The sequence below is a fragment of the Streptomyces sp. CB02980 genome (assembly GCF_014451325.2).
Classification (GTDB): domain Bacteria; phylum Actinomycetota; class Actinomycetes; order Streptomycetales; family Streptomycetaceae; genus Streptomyces.
The window spans coordinates 39,158-55,559 of sequence record NZ_JACSCH020000017.1 but is presented as its reverse complement, the minus strand read 5'-3'; the positions used below and the strand labels follow the sequence as shown (position 1 = coordinate 55,559).

Sequence of the window (16,402 nt, the reverse complement as noted above, 5' to 3'; positions counted from 1 at the left end):
GACGGAAAATGGGGAAGGACCTTCACGGTACGCGACCGGACCGACACCGACCAGGGCCGTAGCGGGGGCCGTACGCCGGTACGGGATAAAGTCGTCGCGACGGCACACGGAAGGCATGGCGAGTTGATCTACGGCGCAATGAAGTTCTCCCTCGGAGGGTCCCTGAAGCTTGCCTTCCGGCCCTGGGTGGAGGGTCTGGAGAACATTCCCGCCGAGGGGCCCGCGATCCTGGCGAGCAACCACCTGTCGTTCTCCGACTCCTTCTTCCTGCCCGCCGTGCTCGACCGCAAGGTCACCTTCATCGCCAAGGCGGAGTACTTCACCTCGCCGGGTGTGAAGGGCAGGCTCACGGCCGCCTTCTTCAAGGGTGTCGGCCAGCTTCCGGTGGACCGTTCGGGTGCCCGCGGCGCGGGCGAGGCGGCGATCAGGGCCGGTATCGACGTCATCGAGAACGGCGGCCTCTTCGGGATCTACCCCGAGGGCACCCGCTCGCCCGACGGCCGCCTCTACCGCGGCAAGCCCGGCGGGCTCGCGCGCGTGGCCCTGGCCACCGGCGCGCCGGTGATCCCGGTCGCCATGATCGACACCGAGAAGATCCAGCCGCCCGGCAAGGTCGTCCCCAAGCTGATGCGCCCGGGGATCCGGATCGGCAAGCCGCTGGACTTCACCCGCTACCAGGGCATGGAGGGGGACCGCTTCATCCTCCGCTCGGTGACCGACGAGGTCATGTACGAGATCATGAAGCTGTCCGGCCAGGAGTACGTCGACATCTACGCGACCGCCGCCAAGCGGCAGATCGCGGACGCGGAGAAGGCGGCCAAGGAGGCCGTGAAGGCCGAGATCGCCGCTCGGGAAGAGTCCGGCGCGTAGGCGTCCGGCGGTCAGCCGTCCCGTACGGGACGGCCGGGGGTGGGGGAGATGGCCAAGCGCGAGCGTGTCGTGCGCATGTCGGTCGAGCAGCCGTTGTGGCGGGCACTGACCGGCTACCGCGTCCTGACCATGGTCTACGCGGTCCTGCTGTTCGCGTTCGGCCGTGACCGGTACGAGCGGCCCTGGATCGCCGTCGTCTTCCTGGCGGTGATGTGCGTCTGGACCCTCGCGACCCTCCCCAAGGTGGCGAACGCGGCCAGCTGCACCAAGCGCTTCCTCGGCGCCGACCTCACCATCGCACTCGTCGGCATCCTCCTCACCCCGCTCGCCGACACCCACGCCCAGACCATCGAGGGCCCCACCCTGCCGTCGATATGGACCGCCGGATCCGTCCTCGCGTACGCGATCAAGGGCGGCTGGCGCTGGGCCGGTGTCGCCTCCTCCCTCGTCGCCGTCGCCAACATCATCGAACGCGGCCACCCCAGCCGGGACACCCTCCACAACGTCCTCCTCGTCTGGGTGGCCTCCATCGCCATCGGCTACGTCGTCGAGGTCGCCCGCGCCTCCGAGCGCACCCTCGCCCGCGCCCTGGAGATCGAGGCCGCGACCCGCGAGCGGGAGCGCCTCGCCCGCGACATCCACGACAGCGTCCTGCAGGTCCTCGCGATGGTACAGCGGCGCGGCACCGCCCTCGGCGGCGAGGCCGCCGACCTCGGACGGATGGCGGGGGAGCAGGAGGTGGCCCTCCGGACCCTCGTGGCCGGCGGCCTCATCCGCCCCAGCCTGGTCTCCGAGGACGAGTCCGAGGGCGCAGTCGTCCGGGTCGTCGAGGTGGACGAGGAACACGACGACGACTCCCCCGTGGACCTGAGGCTGCTGCTCGCCCCGCGCGCCGGGGCGAAGGTCACCCTCTCCGAGCCGGGCGCGCCCGTGCTCCTCGCGCCCCCCGCCGCCCGTGAGCTGGCCGCCGCCGTCGGCGCCGCCCTGGACAATGTGCGGGTGCACGCCGGGGAGGACGCGAACGCGTGGATCCTGGTCGAGGACTGGCCGGACGAGGTGATCGTCACCGTCCGGGACGACGGCCCCGGCATCCCGGAGGGCCGCCTCGCCGAGGCGTGGGGCGAGGGCCGGATGGGCGTCGCCCTCTCCATCCGGGGGAGACTGCGGGATCTGGGCGGCTCGGCCGAGCTGATCTCGGTCCCCGGGCAGGGCACGGAAGTCGAGTTGAAGATTCCACGGGGGAAGGCAGGACAAGGAAGATGAGCGAGCAGCAGCAGATCAGAGTGATGGTCGTGGACGACCATCCGATGTGGCGGGACGCGGTCGCCCGCGATCTGGCCGAGGCGGGCCTGGACGTGGTCGCCACGGCGGGCGACGGCGAGCAGGCGGTGCGCCGCGCCCTCGCGGTCCTGCCCGACGTCCTCGTCCTGGACCTGAACCTGCCGGTGAAGCCGGGCGTCCAGGTCTGCAAGGAGCTCGTCGGCGGCCGGCCGGGGCTGCGGGTCCTGGTCCTCTCGGCGAGCGGCGAGCACGCGGACGTCCTGGAGGCGGTCAAGTCCGGCGCCACCGGCTACCTCCTCAAGTCGGCGAGTACGGAGGAGCTGATCGACGCCGTACGGCGGACGGCGGTCGGCGACCCCGTCTTCACCCCCGGCCTCGCCGGACTGGTCCTCGGCGAGTACCGCAGGCTCGCGACCGAGCCCGCACCGGCGGCCGGCGCCGACGAGCCGAAGGCCCCGCAGCTGACCGAGCGCGAGACGGAGGTCCTGCGGCTCGTCGCCAAGGGCCTCAGCTACAAGCAGATCGCCGAGCGCCTGGTGATCTCGCACCGCACGGTGCAGAACCACGTCCAGAACACCCTCGGCAAGCTCCAGCTGCACAACCGGGTGGAGCTCGTCCGGTACGCCATCGAGCGCGGTCTCGACGACGCCTGACGCGGCCGGCACGGTGCGCCCGTATGCCGGGCACGGCGACATGAGGGGCCGTATATTCGCACGTATCGCGGATATGCGGCCCGTTTGTCACCTTTGAGGGGAATCTCGTGGAAATCCTGGCATTCGGCGTGCAGGCGGACGAGAAGCCCCTCATCGAGAAGGCCTTCGCGGGGCACCACGACGTCCGCTGTCTGAGCGTCTTCCTCACCGAGGACACCGCGCCCATCGCCGCCGGCTACGAGATCGTCTCCACCAGCGTCAACGCCAGCCTGGACCACCGCGTCCTGCAGACCCTCGCCGCCGGCGGGACGCAGATGATCGCCCAGCGTTCCACGGGCTTCAACAACATCGACCTGGAGGTCGCCGAGCGTCTCGGCATCACCGTCGCCCGGGTCTCGTACTACTCGCCGTACTCCGTCGCCGAGTTCGCCTGGACCCTCGCCATGGCCGTCAACCGCCGGATCGTCCGCGCCTCCAACCGGACCCGCGACTTCGACTTCAGGCTCGACGGACTGATGGGCCGTGACCTGCGGGGCCGGACCGTCGGTGTCCTCGGCACCGGCAAGATCGGCGAGGCCTTCACCCGGATCGCGCACGGCTTCGGCATGAACCTCCTCGGCTGGGACGTCGCCGAGAACCCCGCCTGCGTCGACCTCGGCATGAAGTACGTCGAGAAGGAGCGGCTGTTCGCCGAGGCCGACCTCATCAGCCTCCACGTGCCGCTGCTCCCGTCCACCCAGCACCTCATCGACGCCGCCGCCCTCCGGTCGATGAAGGACGACGCCATCCTGGTGAACTCCAGCCGCGGCGGACTCGTCGACACCGAGGCGCTCGTCGCCGAACTCCGGGCCGGCCGCTTCGCGGGCGTGGGCCTCGACGTGTACGAGGCGGAGGCCGGGCTCTTCTTCCTCGACAAGTCCCTGGAGGTCGTCGAGGACGACACCCTGGCGCGTCTGGTGACCTTCCCGAACGTGGTGGTCACCTCGCACCAGGCGTACTACACCGAGGACGCCGTCGGTCAGATCATCGACACCACCGTCCGGAACGTCCTCGACTACACCGCCGGGCGGCGCAGCGAGAACGTCCTCGTCCCGAGGGTCTCCTAGACCCCGAGGGTCTCCTAGACCAGCACCCCGGCGAGGAGCGAGGCCGTCAGGGCCGCGCCGTCCGTCGTCAGCACCGACTCGGGGTGGAACTGCACCCCGGCGAAGCCCGGCCCGCGCAGCGCGTGCACCTCACCGGTCTCCGCGTCCCGGCTCACCTCGATCCGGTGCAGGGCCAGCTCCGTCGCCGTCCGGTCGTCGCAGCGGGCGGTGAAGCTGTTGTAGAAGCCCACCCTCCGCTGCTGCCCGAAGAGGTCGATCCGCATCTGGGCCCCCTGGAACGGGGTCCGCTTGCGGACGATCTCCAGACCCAGCTCGGCGGCGATCAGCTCGTGCCCGAGGCAGACGCCGAGCAGGCCGTGCCGGTGCTCCCGGACCAGCTCGGCCGTGAGCGCGCGAAGGAAGCGCATCTTCGGGTCGGCGGCGTCCGAGGGGTTCCCGGGGCCGGGGCCGAGGACCACCGGACCCTCGTGGGCGAGCGCGAGCTCGCGCAGCCCCGGCTCGTCGTAGCGGAGCACCGACACATCGAGGCCCGAGGAGCGCAGGACGTGCGCGAGCATCGCCGTGAAGGTGTCCTCGGCGTCGATCACCAGGGCGTGGCCGGACAGTTCGGCCGAGCGGACCTGCATCCTCAGCCAGAACGGCGCGAGATCGGCCCGGCGCGCGTCCAGGGCGGCCCGTACCCGGGGATCGTCGGCGAGCGGCGCGGAGGCCGGTGCCGAACCGCCGGCCGGCCTGCCCTCCCGTACCCCGAGCGCGGTGAGCACCCCGGCCGCCTTGGCGTGGGTCTCGGCGACCTCGCCCGCCGGGTCCGAGTGCCGTACGAGCGTGGCGCCGACCGGCACCGCGAGCTGCCCGTCCGCCGCGATGTCGGCCGTACGGATCAGGATGGGGGAGTCCAGGGTCTGGGCGCCGCTCTCGTCCGTACCGAGGAGGGCGAGGGCACCCGCGTAGTAGCCGCGGCCGCCCGCCTCGTGACGCTCGATCACCCGGCAGGCGTTCTGCACGGGCGAGCCGGTGACGGTCGCCGCGAACATCGTCTCCCGCAGCACCTCCCGCACGTCCAGGCTGGAACGGCCCCGCAACTCGTACTCGGTGTGTGCGAGATGGGCCATCTCCTTCAGCCGGGGACCGATCACCACCCCGCCCATGTCGCCGACCGTGCACATCATCTTGAGCTCCTCGTCGACCACCATCGACAGCTCCTCGGTCTCCTTGCGGTCGGCGAGGAAGGCGAGCAGGCCGTCGGCGGTCGGGGCGGCCCCGGCCGGGTAGCGGTACGTGCCGCTGATCGGGTTCATCACGACCGTGCCCCCCGACATCCGGACGTGCACCTCCGGGCTCGCCCCGACGAGCGTCCGGTCGCCGGTGTGCACGACGAAGGTCCAGTACGCACCCCGCTCACCGGCGAGCAGCCGCCGGAACAGGGCCAGCGCGTCGGCACGCCCGAAGCCCGGGATCTCCCCGGTGTACGTCCGCCGGATGACGAAGTTCGCGCCCTCGCCGGAGCCGATCTCCTCGTCGATGACCCGCCGCACGATCCCGGCGTACTCCTCGTCGGAGACGTCGAAGCCGCCGTTCTCGACGCGTACGTCGTGCGCCGGGAGCTGCTGGAGGGCCTCGGCGAGCGGCAGCTCGTGGACCTCGTCGGCGACGAGCACGGAGAGCGGGGTGCCGTCGTCGCGGACGTCGAAGCCGCGCTCCCGGATCTGCCGGAAGGGCACCAGGGCGAGCGTCGGACGCGGGCCCACGGGCAGCTCCGCGAGGCGCTCGGCCTCGTGGACCCGGCCGATCAGCACCTCGACGGTGTCGTGGTCGCGGCCGGGGGTGCGGCGGCGCAGCAGGGCGAAGGGCGGGCAGGAGTCGTCGAGGAGACGGGAGAGGTCCATGGTCCGTCGTTCCTTCCGTGGGTGTGCGGAGGGGAACGGCCCGGGTACGAGAAAGGCCGCCCCTCGGGGCGGCCTGTGCGTCGGATGTACGCGCGATCAGTGGGCCGCCGGATGAGCGGTCCACCACCAGTTCTGGATCTGCGACGCGTACATGCGAGCACTGTAACCCAGCCGGACACGGGAACGGGGCCCGGTCCGCACCGTGGACGGTGCGAGCCGGGCCCCGTGGGCCGTTCGACTACCCGATCAGAAGATCAGGTTGTAGATCTGCCAGCCGCCGCCGACCTTCACCCGCGGGGCGAACAGGGTGCTGGTGCCGGTGCCGGGGAAGGTCCACAGCACACCCGCGGTGTCCCGGGCGGTGAAGTCGACCTTGCCGTCCTTGTTCAGGTCGCTCGGACCGACCATGCTCAGGTAGCTCTGCCAGCCGTTGCTGATCTTCAGCCGGGGCTGGAAGAGGGTGCTCGTGCCGGTGCCCTTGAAGATCCACATGCCGCCGGTGGTGTCCCGCGCCATGACGTCGGGCTTGCCGTCGCCGGTGAGGTCACCGGTGCCGACCAGCTCGTTGTAGATCGTCCAGCCGGCGCTGACCTTCACCCGCGGGGCGAACGGCGTCGCCGGGGTGCCGGTGCCCTTGAACAGCCACAGGACACCCGACTTCTCGCGCGCGAGCAGGTCGGCCTTGCCGTCGCCGGTGATGTCACGGACACCGACCATGCGGTCGTAGATCTGCCAGCCCGCGCTGACCTTTATTCGGGACTTGAACGGCATCGAGGCGTTGCCGCTGCCGGGGAAGTACCACATGATGCCGGTGGTGTCCCGCGCCATGACGTCCCCGGTCCCGTCCGCCCGCAGCGCGGTCATCGGGGTCACGGTGTTGTACGTGTTCCACCCGGCGCTGATCCGGTAGCGGGTCAGGTAGGGGGCGGAGACGCTGCCGGTGCCCTGGTACTGCCAGAGGACACCGGAGGTGTCACGGGCGAGCAGGTTGTAGCGGTTGTTCGTGGCGACGGGAGTGGCCCCGGGGGCCTCCGCGATGTCGCTCTGCTTCACCCAGGCGATCTTGTGGTGGTAGCGGATCGGCACGAACAGCGTGCTGCCGATGACGTTCTTCTGGGCGGAGCCGAACCAGTCGTCGCCCTTCACCGCCGGGCCGGCCTTCACATAGGCCTGGCCCACGGGGAGGGAGAACTTCGACAGGGAGGCGTTCTCGTCACCCGGCGCGGAGAGCCCTGCCGCGGTGTAGGCGGCGGTCTCCGGGAAGGACCGGCCGTAGACGCTGATCGGGGCCACGCCCGACTTCACCTTCACCGTGGTGGCGTTCACCGGCACGGTGTACTGGCCGCCGGGGTTGTAGAACCAGGCCTTCTGGCCCGCGAACCAGATCGCCGTCCAGCTGTTCTGGGCCTCCGCCACGACGTACGTGCCGCCGGCGCGGACCTTGTTGCCGTAGTTCGAGCCCTCGTTCGCTCCCGAGGTGAAGTACGGGTCCTTCAGCGTCGTCCCGCTCGCGGACGGCGTCGTGTACAGGTAGCCGAAGTTGGCCGGACGCGCGGGCACGGCCGTGCCGCCGACGGTCAGCTTCGGCTGGTTGTCCGTGGTGAACGGCGGCACCACGCGGACCACCTGGCCGGCCCGGAGCAGGCCGCCCGCGCCCTTGTCGCCCTGCGGGGCGCCCAGGAGGGACATGTAGTAGTTCCAGTCCCAGTACGGGCCGGCGTCCCAGTGGAGGTTGGCGAGGCCGGTGTCCGTCTGGAGCGCCACCTCGTCGTGGCCGATGATGTGCTCACGGTCGATCGGCACGCCGTACTTGTTCGCCAGGAACTTCACCAGTTCGGCGGAGGAACGGTACTGCTGCTCGGTGTACCAGCTCCCCTCCTTGATGGCGTAGCCCTCGTGCTCCACGCCGATGGCGTGCATGTTGTGGGTCCAGTTGCCCGCGTGCCACGCCAGATTCTTGTTCTCGAGCATCTGGGTGACCTGGCCGTCCTGGGCCCTGATCAGGTAGTGGGCACTGCCCCCGCCGTTCGGATCGGTCAGCACCTTGAGCGAGCCCTCGTAGGAGCCCTCGGTGTCGTGGATCACGATCTGACGGATGTCGACGCCCTGGTTGGGGCGGTCGGCCGCGGTGTAGTTCTTCTTCCCCGCGGCGTTGGGGACGGTCAGCTTGACGTCGCAGGTCAGGCTCGACGGGCACTCGGGGACCGCGGCGGCCGCGTTCGTGCTCGCGAAGGTCGCCGCGAGCGGCACGTTCGACGGCTTGACCGGCTCGACCGACGGGTCGGCCGGCAGGGCGACCTGCTCGCCGTCGAGGGTGACCGCCCGCTCGCCCTCCTGGATCGACTCGAAGACGCGCTTCGCGAAGAGGTCGGCGCCCTTCTTCTCGGGGGACTGGCTGTAGCGGGCCACGGCCGGGTACCAGTCGCCCGCGTCGTCGGACAGCTCGGCGCCGGCCTGCTTCTGGTAGTCGGCGAGCAGCGCGGCACCGGCCCGGATGGAGGCGGCGGTGTCGTTCTGGACGGCCTCGCTGGAGCTGTCGATCAGCTCGGCGCCCTTGTCCAGGGTGTGGAGCCGGGGGTCGTCGGTGTCGACGAGCGCCTTCTCCAGGATCTGCCGGACCTTCGCGCGGTCGAAGGTCTTCTCGATCTCCGGCCGGCCGGAGCCGTTGAAGTGGTCGATCTGCTCGTCGGTGACCTTCTGCGGCACGTCCTCCGGGTCGACCTTCGTCAGACCCATGACGTTGTACGCGCCGGTCGTGCTCGGCTCGCCGTCGTGCGACTCCCAGCGGGTCTGCTGGTACGACACCGCCATCAGCACGTTCTGCGGCACGTCGAACTCGCGCGCCGCGTTTGCGAACTGCGACTGGAGGGAAGCGTCACCAGCAGCCTTGTCGTCGCCCGCCGCGCCGAGGAGGCCCGGAGAGGCGACCGCGAGGGTTCCGATCGTGGCGGTGGCGACGACGGCGGCCGCCGCTCCGTACAGGAGTCGTCTCTTCTTACGGTCCCTGCGATGCCTCTGGGTCACGCCCACCCCTGTGGTTCGACTGTTGTGTTGTGAAACGGGCCAGAGGGTAACACCACTCGTTGGCGTGAATATCAGCGGGAGACATTTCGGACGCGCGTCTCACTCGCTGGGCAGGGGGACAGGACAGGACGAAGAACCCCGTAGTGTGGTCCGTGTGACCGTGAACGCTGATACCCACGCCGTCGCCAAGGCGACCTGGCGAGACCTGCCCGCGGCGCAGCAGCCCGAGTACCCCGATGCCGAGGCTCTGCGCGATGTGATCGCGGACCTCGAGTCGTATCCTCCGCTCGTCTTCGCCGGCGAGTGCGACCAGCTGCGCGCCCGGATGGGAGCCGTCGCCCGTGGCGAGGCGTTCCTGCTCCAGGGCGGCGACTGCGCCGAGGCCTTCGACGCCGTGTCCGCCGACCACATCAGGGCCAAGCTCAAGACGCTGCTCCAGATGAGTGCCGTCCTCACCTACGCGGCCTCCGTGCCCGTCGTGAAGGTCGGCCGTATCGCGGGCCAGTACTCGAAGCCCCGCTCCAAGGGCACCGAGACCCGTGACGGCGTGACCCTGCCGACCTACCGCGGCGACTCCGTCAACGGCTTCGACTTCGACGAGAAGTCCCGCATCCCGGACCCCGAGCGCCTGAAGCGGATGTACAACGCCTCCGCCTCCACGCTCAACCTGGTGCGCGCCTTCACCACCGGTGGTTACGCCGACCTGCGCCAGGTGCACGCCTGGAACCAGGACTTCGTGAGGTCGTCCCCCTCGGGTCAGCGCTACGAGGCGCTCGCCCGCGAGATCGACAACGCGCTCAACTTCATGAAGGCCTGCGGCACCGATCCGGCCGAGTTCAAGGCCGTCGAGTTCTACGCCTCCCACGAGGCGCTGCTGCTCGACTACGAGGGCGCCCTCACCCGTACGGACTCGCGCACCGGCAAGCTGTACGACACCTCCGGCCACATGGTCTGGGTCGGCGAGCGCACCCGCCAGCTCGACCACGCCCACATCGAGTTCGCCGCGCGCATCGCGAACCCGATCGGCATCAAGCTGGGCCCGTCCACCTCGGTCGACGAGGCGCTGACGTACATCGACCGTCTCGACCCCGACCGCGAGGCGGGCCGGCTGACCTTCATCGTCCGCATGGGCGCCGACAAGGTCCGCGACAAGCTCCCCGAGCTGGTCGAGAAGGTCACCGCCTCCGGTGCGGTCGTCGCCTGGGTCACCGACCCGATGCACGGCAACACCTTCGAGGCCGCCTCCGGCCACAAGACGCGCCGCTTCGACGACGTGCTCGACGAGGTCAAGGGCTTCTTCGAGGTCCACAAGGCGCTGGGCACCCACCCGGGCGGCATCCACGTCGAGCTCACCGGTGACGACGTCACCGAGTGCGTGGGCGGCGGCGACGAGATCTTCGTCGACGACCTGCACCAGCGCTACGAGACGGCCTGCGACCCGCGTCTCAACCGCAGCCAGTCCCTCGACCTGGCCTTCCTGGTCGCGGAGATGTACCGCGATCAGTAAGTAGGTACCTACGACGATGGGGCGCGGATCCATGTGATCCGCGCCCCATCGTCGTAGCCAGGGCTTTTATGGTCCCTCGGTGCCGGGTAAGGTTAGGTTAGCCTTATCGATCACGGCGGGAGGTGAACCGCGATGTACGTCTGCTCATGCTTCGGAGTGACGGAGAAGCAGGTCAAGGCGCATGCCGACGCGGGCGCCTGCACGCCCCGCCAGATCGCCTCGGCCTGCAAGGCCGGCACGGACTGCGGTTCCTGTGTCCGTCGCATTCAGGCCATCCTCGGCCGCGGCAACTGCCCGCGACGCGACCTCCTGGACCAGGGGATGCCCGCGCTGGCGGCGGAGACCGTCACCGAACTCGGGGAAGCCGCTTAGGGGGGAACCTCAGCTCGGCTGCTCGATGAGCGTCGAGATGTAGAGGGCCTCACCCAGGGACTCGATCAGCTCCAGCTGCGTGTCCAGGTAGTCGATGTGGTGCTCCTCGTCGGCCAGGATCTCCTCGAAGAGGTTGGCGGACGTGATGTCCCCCTTGGCCCGCATGACCTCGATCCCGCGCTTCAGACGGTCGATGGCCTCGACCTCGACCTGGCGGTCCGCCTGGAACATCTCGGTGAGGGTCTGGCCGACCCGTACGTGGAAGAGGCGCTGGTAATTGGGCAGGCCGTCGAGCATCAGGATGCGCTCGGTCAGCTTGTCCGCGTGCTTCATCTCATCGATGGACTCTTCGCGCGTGTACTTGGCGAGCTTCGTCCACCCCTTGTTGTCCTGGATGCGGTAGTGCAGCCAGTACTGGTTGATGGCCGTCAGCTCGCCGGTCAGCTGCTCGTTGAGAAACTCGAGGACCTCGGGGTCGCCCTGCATCGCAGAGGCTCCTTCCACGTTGCGTGTCTACGCCGTCACTGGGCAGGATGGCCGCATCCTCGCACCCCGAATGGGGGGCGTCCAGTAAGTGCAGGCTTAGTGGGAGTTGCCCGAATCGAGCCAGGCCGGAGGTCTCCTGGTCATGACCACCCCTCGCCGTCTGTCACCATGGATGACATGGGTCGGACGGAGAGCGGAGTACACCGGGAAGCGGGGCAGTCGGATCTTCCGCCGGGTCAGCGGCTCCAGCGCGGCTGGCCGGTCACCCATTACGGGCCCGTCCCCAAGTTCAAGCCGGACCGCTGGGAGTTCCGCGTCTTCGGCGCGACGGCCGACGGCGACAAGCGGTGCTGGAACCACGAGGAGTTCTCGGCCCTTCCGTTCTCCTCGGTCGTGGCCGATCTGCACTGCGTCACGAAATTCAGCATGCGCGGGGCCGAATGGGGTGGCGTCCCGGCCCGTACGGTCCTCGAGCTCGCCCCGCCCGCGCCGCAGGTCACCCATGTGATGGTCTGGGCCGAATACGGCTACAGCGCCAACATGCGGCTCGCCGACTTCGCCGACGACCGTTCGATCTTCGCCACCCATATGGACGGCGAGCTCCTCACCGCCGAGCACGGATTCCCGCTGCGCCTGGTCGTCCCGCACCTGTACGCCTGGAAGGGCCCCAAGTGGGTCCGCGGCGTCGAGTACATGGCCGCCGACCGGCGTGGCTTCTGGGAGGAGCGCGGCTACCACAACCTCGGCGACCCCTGGACGGAGCAGCGGTACTCGTACCAGGAGGAACCGGGAGACGGCCCGGAGCTGTAGCGCTCCGGACCGTTCTTCGGCGTGGTGTCGCAGGTCAGTGGTGGTACTGGTGGACCACCGCGTGCCCCTTGCCGCGGCCGATCAGCCACTTGTTGACCGGAGTGGTGATCACGAAGGCGGCGGCGAGCGCGATGGCGAGCACGATCCAGAAGATCGGGTCGGACAGATGGGCGTCCATGGCGCCGGGCCAGAGGGCGATGACGCCGTTGTCGATGATCTCCATGACCGCGATGGACAGGGTGTCGGCGGCGAGCGCGACCTTGAAGGCTGTCTTGAAATCGACGCCGGCGGCGAGGATTCCGCGCAGGGTCAGCGCGTAGCCGAAGAAGAAGGCCAGGATGATCGCGAGGATCATCGTCTCCATGTTGCCCCAGCCGAGCGCGGTGCCGATGATCATGCCGAGGACCTCGCCGATGGCGCAGCCGGTGAGGCAGTGCAGCGTCGCCCTGGCCGCCATCGACCAGGAGGCCTTGCCGGGGGCGTGGTGGGCGCCGTGGCCCTCGTGGTGCCCGCCGTGCTGCTCCTGCCGGCCTTCGTGACCCTCGTGTCCCTTGTGGCCGTCGTGGCCGTCGTGGCCGTCGTGGCTCTCGTGGTCGGCGTGGGTGCTGTGAGCGCTGTGGTCGTGATGGGCGTGCGCGTCGTGCTGCATGGGTGCCCCCAGGGTCGGGTAGCGGTTCCTGCCGTTACAGGAACCGTATACCCCCCTGGGGTATTCCTCAACGGGAAACCGTGTCAGTCCCTCAGCTTCTTGAGCAGCTCCACGTCCGCGAGGTGTCCCGCCGTGCCGCCGGGCGTCTCGATGATCAGGGGCACGCCCTCGGTCGCCGGGTGACGGAGCAGGTTGCGGAACGCGTCCTCGCCGATGTGGCCCACGCCGATGTTCGCGTGCCGGTCCTTGCGGGCGCCGACGACGTCCTGGGAGTCATTGGCGTGGATCAGCTTCAGCCGTCCCTCGCCCACCGTCTCCACCAGCTGGTCGAGCGTCTGCGCCGCGCCGTGCGGACCGGTCAGGTCGTGGCCCGCGGCGAAGATGTGGCAGGTGTCCAGGCAGATCCCCAGCTTCGGGTGCCGGTCGAGCGCCTCGAAGTACGGCCCGAAGTCCTCCGCCCGCGAGCAGAGCGAGAAGCCCTGGCCGGCCGTCGACTCCAGGAGCAGATCCGGGTCGTCGTCGTGCGTCAGCTCGTCGAGCAGCGGCAGCAGCAGCTCCCGGACCTGCGCGAGCGCCACCGCGCGCGGGCGGCCGCCGGTCGCCGAGCCGGTGTGCACCACCACGCCCTTCGCGCCGATCTCCCGGCCCCGCCGCAGCGAGTGCCGCATCGACTCCACCGACTTCTCCGCGGTGGCCTCGGTGTGGGAACCGAAGTTGATCAGGTACGGGGCGTGGACCCAGGCCGAGATCGACTCGGCGGCGCACTCGGCGCGGAACCGTTCGTCCTCGGCGGGGTTCCCGGGCGGGGTGGCCCAGCCGCGCGGGTTGGCGACGAAGACCTGCACGGTCTCGGCGCCGAGCTCACGGGCGTAGCCCAGGCCGACCTTCGCGAGGCCACCGGCCACCGGGACATGGCCGCCGACGGGGTTGCGCATCAGTTTCTACAGTCCCTTGATCGTGATCGTGACGGTGGAGCCCTCGGGCGCGGTGGAACCGCCCTCCACGGACTGGCCCGTGACCTCGCTGCCCAGGTAGGGGAAGGACTTCTTGACCTCCACCTCGAAGCCCTCGTCCTCCAGGGCCGTACGGGCGTCGTCGACCGTCTCGCCGACGACGTCCGGGACCTCGACGAGCCGGGGGCCCTTGGAGACGGTGAGGGTGACCGTGTCGCCCTCGGCGGCCCGGCTGCCCTCGGCGAGGGACTGGGCGGCGACGGATCCGGCGACCTCGGGGGAGTTGATCCGCTCCGGGGCGAGGACCACCTTGAGCCCCGCGCCCTGGAGCAGGGCCGTGGCGTCGTCGACGGTCTCGCCGGTGACGTCGGGGACGTCGATCGGGGAGCCCTTGCTGACCACCAGGGCGACGGCGGAGTCGGGGGCCCGCTCGGTTCCGGGCTCGGGGTCGGAGCCGATCACGGCCCCCTGGGCGACGGTGTCGCTGAACTTCTGGGTGATCACCCCGGCGACCAGGCCCTCCTCCGCGAGGACGCGCCTGGCCTCGGCGAGGGGCTTGTTCTTGAGGTTGGGCACCTTCACGATCTCGGGACCGCGGGAGAGGGTCAGCGTGACCGTGCCGTTGTCCCGGAGGCGCTCGCCGGGAGCCGGGTCGACGGCCATGACGGTGCCGCGCTCGTACACGTCGCTGAACGCGCGCTTCGTCGTGCCGACCTCAAGGCCGGCATCGGTGATCCGCCTGGCCGCTTCGGTCTCCGTCTGGCCGAGCACGGCGGGGACGCGGGTGAACTGGCCCGAATTGATGTACCAGACACCGGTGCCCAGGCCGAGGGCGAGCAGTACGCCCAGGACGAGGAGCAGAGGGCCGCGCGGGGGCCGGCGACGCCGGCCGTGCGCGGGCGGCTCGGGGGCCGGCAGCCGGTTCGTGTGCAGCACTTCGTGCGCGTCGGTCCCGGCCCCGGTCTCGGCCGCGACCGGTACCGCCCGGGGGATCACGCTGGTCCGGTCGTCCGTGGTGTCCCGGGCCCCGGACCGGGCCTGCGGCGGCACGGCGTCCAACTGCTCCTCGCGGAGCGCGGCGCGGGCCTCCCGCAGCAGGGCGAGCAGGGCGACGGCGTCGTACGGGCGGACCTCGGGGTTACGGGCGGTGGCCGCCGCGACCAGCTCGTCCAGTTCCACTGCGAGCCCGGGAACGGCCGCGGAGGGGGCGGGCACGTCCGTGCTGAGGTGCTGGTAGAGCACCTGTGCGGGGGTGTCGCCGGAGTGCGGCTTGCCGCCCGTCAGCATCTCGTAGAGGACGACACCGCAGGCGTACACGTCGGCGCGGGTGTCGGCGGTGCCGTGCTCGATCTGCTCCGGCGCCAGGTACGAGACGGTCCCGAGGACCGAGCCGGTGGTGGCGGTCGCCGAGCCCACGGCCCGTACGAGACCGAAGTCGGCGACCTTGACCCGGCCGTCGTCCCCTATCAGGACGTTCTCCGGCTTCATGTCCCGGTGCACGAACCCGGCCCGGTGCGCGGCGCCGAGCGCGGCGAGCACCGGCTCCAGGATGTCCAGGGCGGCCCGGGGCGCGAGGGCGCCGCGCTCGCGCAGGACGTCACGGAGGGTGCAGCCGGCGACGTACTCCATCGCCAGGTAGACGTACGCGCCCTCGGCGCCCTGGTCGAAGACGCCGACGACGTTGGGGTGCGAGAGACGGGCGACGGACTTCGCCTCGCGGATGAAGCGCTCGACGAACGCGGCGTCGGCGGCGAGGGCGGGGTGCATCACCTTGAGCGCGAGGACGCGGTCGAGGCGGGTGTCCACGGCCCGGTAGACGGTGGCCATCCCGCCGACGGCGATGCGCGCGTCGACGCGGTAGCGGCCGTCGAGCAGCCGCCCGACGAGGGGGTCCTGAAGGGTCGTGTCCACGGCGTCGAGTCTACGAGGGGGTGGCCGGGGGCTCGGCCGTGCGCCCCCGACTGCGACCCACCTGTGACGAGCCCCGCACGGCGAGGGGCGGGTGGTCAGAAGGCCGGGCGTTCCGGGTCCAGGGCGGGGCGGCCCTCCACGGGGGACGACGCCTCCGCGAAGTGGCGGCGCGGGATCCGCCCCGCCCGGTACGCCAGCCGCCCCGCCTCCACCGCGTGCCGCATCGCCGAAGCCATCAGGACCGGTTCCTGGGCGCGGGTCACCGCCGACGCCAGCATCACCGCCGCGCACCCCAGCTCCATCGCGAGCGCCGCGTCCGACGCCGTGCCGGCCCCCGCGTCGAGGATCACCGGCACCCCGGCCCGTTCCGCGATCAGCTGGAAGTTGTGCGGGTTGCGGATGCCGAGGCCCGAGCCGATCGGGGAGCCGAGCGGCATGATCGCCGCGCAGCCCACGTCCTCCAGCTTCCGTGCGAGGACCGGGTCGTCGTTGGTGTAGGGGAGGACGGTGAAGCCGTCGTCGACCAGCGTCTCGGCCGCCACGAGGAGTTCCTCCCCGTCCGGCAGCAGCGTCCGCTCGTCCGCGACGACCTCCAGCTTGATCCAGTCGGTGCCGAGCGCCTCGCGGGCCAGGCGGGCGGTCAGGACCGCCTCGCCCGCGGTGAAGCAGCCCGCCGTGTTCGGCAGGACCCGGATGCCGAGCCGTTCCAGGACGGAGAGGACCGAGCCCTGGACGGTCGGGTCCAGGCGCCGCATCGCGACCGTCGTCAGCTCCGTACCGCTGGCGACCAGCGAGCGCTCCAGGACGTCGAGGCTGGGCGCCCCGCCGGTGCCCATGATGAGCCGCGAGGAGAACTCCGTACCGCCGAGGGTGAACACGTCGTCGGACATCGCG

Annotated in this window: 15 protein-coding genes; 7 read left to right on the top strand and 8 right to left on the bottom strand. The window is 70.6% G+C overall.

All coding sequences use genetic code 11. The features are described from left to right. The first annotated feature begins 138 nt into the window (after positions 1–138). The 4 genes from E0F75_RS29950 (at position 139) to E0F75_RS29935 (ending at position 3,910) form a co-directional block, all read left to right on the top strand. Positions 139–870 carry a 1-acyl-sn-glycerol-3-phosphate acyltransferase gene (locus E0F75_RS29950; RefSeq protein WP_229314082.1) on the top strand — a complete coding sequence of 244 codons (732 nt, stop codon included), beginning with the start codon at positions 139–141 and terminating at the stop codon, positions 868–870. 48 nt (positions 871–918) lie between these two features. Further along, positions 919–2,133, top strand: coding sequence for a MacS family sensor histidine kinase (gene macS / locus E0F75_RS29945; RefSeq protein WP_229314081.1), 1,215 nt, complete (start codon positions 919–921; stop codon positions 2,131–2,133). Continuing rightward, a complete protein-coding gene (locus E0F75_RS29940; RefSeq protein ID WP_030314442.1) occupies positions 2,130–2,804 on the top strand; it encodes a response regulator transcription factor in 675 nt (224 codons plus the stop codon). The genes macS and E0F75_RS29940 overlap by 4 nt, the downstream gene beginning before the upstream one ends. A gap of 107 nt (positions 2,805–2,911) precedes the next feature. Then, positions 2,912–3,910, top strand: coding sequence for a 2-hydroxyacid dehydrogenase (locus tag E0F75_RS29935; protein WP_229314080.1), 999 nt, complete (start codon positions 2,912–2,914; stop codon positions 3,908–3,910). A 14-nt stretch (positions 3,911–3,924) separates the two neighbouring features. Here E0F75_RS29935 and E0F75_RS29930 read toward each other — a convergent pair whose 3' ends face one another. The 3 genes from E0F75_RS29930 to E0F75_RS29925 form a co-directional block, all read right to left on the bottom strand. Continuing rightward, the gene (locus tag E0F75_RS29930) at positions 3,925–5,796 is read right to left on the bottom strand and encodes an anthranilate synthase family protein (RefSeq protein ID WP_229314079.1); all 1,872 of its coding nucleotides are present in this window, start codon (positions 5,794–5,796) and stop codon (positions 3,925–3,927) included. Positions 5,797–5,892: 96 nt separating this feature from the next. Beyond that, positions 5,893–5,949 carry a trp operon leader peptide gene (locus tag E0F75_RS40775; RefSeq protein ID WP_073917353.1) on the bottom strand — a complete coding sequence of 19 codons (57 nt, stop codon included), beginning with the start codon at positions 5,947–5,949 and terminating at the stop codon, positions 5,893–5,895. A 93-nt stretch (positions 5,950–6,042) separates the two neighbouring features. Then, positions 6,043–8,820 (bottom strand): N-acetylmuramoyl-L-alanine amidase, encoded by a 2,778-nt coding sequence (locus E0F75_RS29925; protein ID WP_229314078.1) that lies wholly within the window; start codon positions 8,818–8,820, stop codon positions 6,043–6,045. Between the two features lie 160 nt (positions 8,821–8,980). Between E0F75_RS29925 and E0F75_RS29920 the strand changes: the two genes are divergently transcribed. Continuing rightward, positions 8,981–10,327 (top strand): class II 3-deoxy-7-phosphoheptulonate synthase, encoded by a 1,347-nt coding sequence (locus E0F75_RS29920; RefSeq protein WP_229314077.1) that lies wholly within the window; start codon positions 8,981–8,983, stop codon positions 10,325–10,327. A 132-nt stretch (positions 10,328–10,459) separates the two neighbouring features. Continuing rightward, a complete protein-coding gene (locus E0F75_RS29915; RefSeq protein WP_055598849.1) occupies positions 10,460–10,699 on the top strand; it encodes a bacterioferritin-associated ferredoxin in 240 nt (79 codons plus the stop codon). 9 nt (positions 10,700–10,708) lie between these two features. On the opposite strand, the gene bfr is transcribed toward E0F75_RS29915, so the two are convergent. Continuing rightward, positions 10,709–11,185, bottom strand: a complete 477-nt coding sequence (gene bfr, locus E0F75_RS29910) for a bacterioferritin (RefSeq protein ID WP_030314454.1) — start codon at positions 11,183–11,185, stop codon at positions 10,709–10,711. A 177-nt stretch (positions 11,186–11,362) separates the two neighbouring features. Between bfr and E0F75_RS29905 the strand changes: the two genes are divergently transcribed. After that, complete coding sequence (locus E0F75_RS29905) at positions 11,363–11,995, top strand: sulfite oxidase-like oxidoreductase (protein WP_229314076.1); 633 nt, start codon at positions 11,363–11,365, stop codon at positions 11,993–11,995. A 34-nt stretch (positions 11,996–12,029) separates the two neighbouring features. Here E0F75_RS29905 and E0F75_RS29900 read toward each other — a convergent pair whose 3' ends face one another. From E0F75_RS29900 to E0F75_RS29885, 4 genes are all read right to left on the bottom strand, one after another. Further along, positions 12,030–12,644, bottom strand: a complete 615-nt coding sequence (locus E0F75_RS29900; RefSeq protein ID WP_229314075.1) for a DUF4396 domain-containing protein — start codon at positions 12,642–12,644, stop codon at positions 12,030–12,032. 83 nt (positions 12,645–12,727) lie between these two features. Further along, a complete protein-coding gene (locus E0F75_RS29895; RefSeq protein ID WP_229314074.1) occupies positions 12,728–13,579 on the bottom strand; it encodes a deoxyribonuclease IV in 852 nt (283 codons plus the stop codon). A gap of 6 nt (positions 13,580–13,585) precedes the next feature. Next, positions 13,586–15,508, bottom strand: a complete 1,923-nt coding sequence (gene pknB, locus E0F75_RS29890) for a Stk1 family PASTA domain-containing Ser/Thr kinase (RefSeq protein WP_229314073.1) — start codon at positions 15,506–15,508, stop codon at positions 13,586–13,588. A gap of 95 nt (positions 15,509–15,603) precedes the next feature. Continuing rightward, positions 15,604–16,398 (bottom strand): thiazole synthase, encoded by a 795-nt coding sequence (locus tag E0F75_RS29885; protein ID WP_229314072.1) that lies wholly within the window; start codon positions 16,396–16,398, stop codon positions 15,604–15,606. Between the last annotated feature and the right edge of the window lie 4 nt (positions 16,399–16,402).

Excerpts from the sequence above, each read along its gene's own strand:
- E0F75_RS29950 (WP_229314082.1), top strand. The coding sequence starts at position 139 with ATGAAGTTCTCCCTCGGAGGGTCCCTGAAGCTTGCCTTCCGGCCCTGG.
- macS (WP_229314081.1), top strand. The coding sequence starts at position 919 with ATGGCCAAGCGCGAGCGTGTCGTGCGCATGTCGGTCGAGCAGCCGTTG.
- E0F75_RS29940 (WP_030314442.1), top strand. The coding sequence starts at position 2,130 with ATGAGCGAGCAGCAGCAGATCAGAGTGATGGTCGTGGACGACCATCCG.
- E0F75_RS29930 (WP_229314079.1), bottom strand. The coding sequence starts at position 5,796 with ATGGACCTCTCCCGTCTCCTCGACGACTCCTGCCCGCCCTTCGCCCTG.
- E0F75_RS29915 (WP_055598849.1), top strand. The coding sequence starts at position 10,460 with ATGTACGTCTGCTCATGCTTCGGAGTGACGGAGAAGCAGGTCAAGGCG.
- bfr (WP_030314454.1), bottom strand. The coding sequence starts at position 11,185 with ATGCAGGGCGACCCCGAGGTCCTCGAGTTTCTCAACGAGCAGCTGACC.
- E0F75_RS29905 (WP_229314076.1), top strand. The coding sequence starts at position 11,363 with ATGGGTCGGACGGAGAGCGGAGTACACCGGGAAGCGGGGCAGTCGGAT.
- E0F75_RS29900 (WP_229314075.1), bottom strand. The coding sequence starts at position 12,644 with ATGCAGCACGACGCGCACGCCCATCACGACCACAGCGCTCACAGCACC.
- E0F75_RS29895 (WP_229314074.1), bottom strand. The coding sequence starts at position 13,579 with ATGCGCAACCCCGTCGGCGGCCATGTCCCGGTGGCCGGTGGCCTCGCG.
- E0F75_RS29885 (WP_229314072.1), bottom strand. The coding sequence starts at position 16,398 with ATGTCCGACGACGTGTTCACCCTCGGCGGTACGGAGTTCTCCTCGCGG.